Genomic DNA, 2,177 nt, shown 5'->3' on the forward strand with positions numbered 1-2,177 from the left:
CAGGGGCAGGAGAATCAGCAGGGCGATCAGCACCACCGCGACCACCAGAGCGACACTCACGCCGACACGTCCAGATCTGCCGGGTTGGCGCCGTACTCCTCAGGAGTGATCCACCGACCGTCCGAGGTGGGGTAGCGCCAGCCCCAGCCGGCCACCGCTACGGGCACGTCTGCGGGGTCGATGCCGGTGTGGACGAGGTAGCCGAGCCGGTAGGCCGCGGTACGGTTTTTCTCGGTCCAGCCGTGGCAGCCGGTCGTGCCGGAACCGCAGAACAAGATCAGGTTTTCGGCGGAGTTCTCGCCACCTCGCCCGCGCGGGATCCGGTGATGGATCGAGTCCTCATCCCGAGGAACCGCGACACCGCAGCGGACACACACCTTGTCTCGGCCCTCGACCTGAGCGCGGAGCTTGTCCGAGGGGCCGGTGTCCTTCGTCGGGAACTTCAGGTGCCACCCGTTGCGGCACCGCTCCACACCCATCGGCAGGACGCGGGACACCCCGAGCGACACGATCCGATCCAGACGCCGGCGGGCCTCAGCCTCATTCGCGAACGTCTCCCTGCTGCAGCAGGGCTGCTGCACACGGGTCTTCATCGGCCACCGCCACGGTAGGTGTCATAGATGGCCTTGGCATTGACGTTGAGGGACCGCATCAGCTCGACCTGGGCTTTGACCTGCCAGGCGTAGTCCACGGCGTTGGCCCGCACGATCTTCGCCTCACGCAACTCCCAGTACTCCTCGGAGATACGGACCGCGAACCAGTCGTCCAACTGCTTTTGGCTCACCTGGCCGGCGCGGCGCCCCACCTCAGGGGCTTGCTCCCGCATCAGCAGGATCGTGCGCGCCTCCAGATAGCGCCGCTCAGCGCTCAGTTCCGCTTCGCGGGCACGTTTCACCGCAAGCTGGGAGCGGCCCAACTCGTTGTTCAGCCGTCTCAGGAACACGTCGGTGTCCACGGGGGTAAGGACGACGTCCTCGGAGAGGAACTCGAAGCTGCCCGACTCAGCACGCTGGAAGACATCGGTCACGACTCACCGCCCGCGGCGCCCTCGATCGCGGGCCAGATCAGCTCTGTGATGGACAGCTCTCCGGACTGCCAGGCGGCGGCGATCTGGTCGCGACCGTTCGGCTTGCCCTTCTTCGCGGTCTCGAACGTCAGGGCGAACGCGCCGGTCGGGTCGGACTTCACGGTCTCGGAGACCTTCATGACCTCACCGGTCGTCTCGGAGACCAGCTCCCCTGACTCGTTGACTTCGGCCAGCAGCTTCGCCCGGTAAGCGGGGCGGACCTTCTGCCGCATCAGGTCCGGGTGGAGCTTACGGACGTAGGCGATCACGTCCGGACGCGACAGGGCCGACGGCGAAACCTCGGACTCGATCTCCTCCGGGCTGTTCGCCAGCACCCACTTCAGCAGTGCAGCCTCATCAACGCGGACACTCTCCTGGCCGGCCTTGATGGAGACCTTCCCCACCGCGGCGCCCGAGGGAAGAGCCACCTCGATCTGTGTCGCACCACCCGCACGAGCCACCGCGAACAACTGCTCAGCCTCACCGCGGGCGTCGGCCAGCGACTTGCTCACCCGCTTCGACAAGGCATCCAGGACCGCGACCCGGAGCGCGGCCTCACGCGGCGTCATCGGTGGCCTCCGGCGCCCCAGCCATGGCCTGACGCAGCGCCGCCGCAAGAGCAGCCGCAGGGTCGTCGGCCTTCGTCAGCGGGTCCAGCGCCTCGATGAGCTGCGACGCCTGAGCGTTCGTCAGCTCCTTGGTGGACGACACCTGCACGCCGATCAGCGCGCCGATCGTCATCAGCCCCTCATCGCGGCCAGCGACCCCGAGCGTCGCGAACTGGGCGGCAAGGCGGGACAGCAGAGCCTTCGTGACGAGCTGCTCGCCCGGGTCCTTCACGGTGGGCCAACCCTGGTCGTCGGACGGCCCGTACTGCGTCTGCCGCTCCGCTTCTCGGGTGCGTACGTCCAGCGAGGTAGCGATGCCCCTCTTGGTGTCGGCCGCGAATGCCGCGACCAGGGCGCGACCCCACGCAGACGTCTCAGCGTTCATCAGCTCCGAGTTGCGAGTGAAGTTCGTGATGCCCGGGAACGGCTCCCACGCGATCCCGATGCCGGGCCTGGGGTCGTCCGGGGTGCGGTAGAACGCGGCGGCGTAGACGATGAACGTC

Annotated in this window: 3 protein-coding genes and 1 pseudogene; all 4 read right to left on the bottom strand. The window is 67.7% G+C overall.

What is annotated here, in order from left to right; genetic code table 11:
- Nucleotides 1-56: 56 nt before the first annotated feature.
- Nucleotides 57-593 carry an HNH endonuclease signature motif containing protein gene (locus tag AB0J58_RS42805; protein WP_364227174.1) on the bottom strand — a complete coding sequence of 179 codons (537 nt, stop codon included), beginning with the start codon at nt 591-593 and terminating at the stop codon, nt 57-59.
- Complete coding sequence (locus AB0J58_RS42810; protein ID WP_357797442.1) at nt 590-1,027, bottom strand: hypothetical protein; 438 nt, start codon at nt 1,025-1,027, stop codon at nt 590-592. The genes AB0J58_RS42805 and AB0J58_RS42810 overlap by 4 nt, the downstream gene beginning before the upstream one ends.
- Nucleotides 1,024-1,635, bottom strand: a complete 612-nt coding sequence (locus AB0J58_RS42815) for a hypothetical protein (protein WP_357797446.1) — start codon at nt 1,633-1,635, stop codon at nt 1,024-1,026. The genes AB0J58_RS42810 and AB0J58_RS42815 overlap by 4 nt, the downstream gene beginning before the upstream one ends.
- Nucleotides 1,622-2,177 (bottom strand): annotated as a pseudogene (locus AB0J58_RS42820) (hypothetical protein); the annotation flags it as partial. The gene AB0J58_RS42815 and the pseudogene AB0J58_RS42820, both read right to left, overlap by 14 nt.

It is taken from the genome of Streptosporangium sp. NPDC049644, assembly GCF_040675205.1.
GTDB lineage: Bacteria > Actinomycetota > Actinomycetes > Streptosporangiales > Streptosporangiaceae > Streptosporangium > Streptosporangium fukuiense.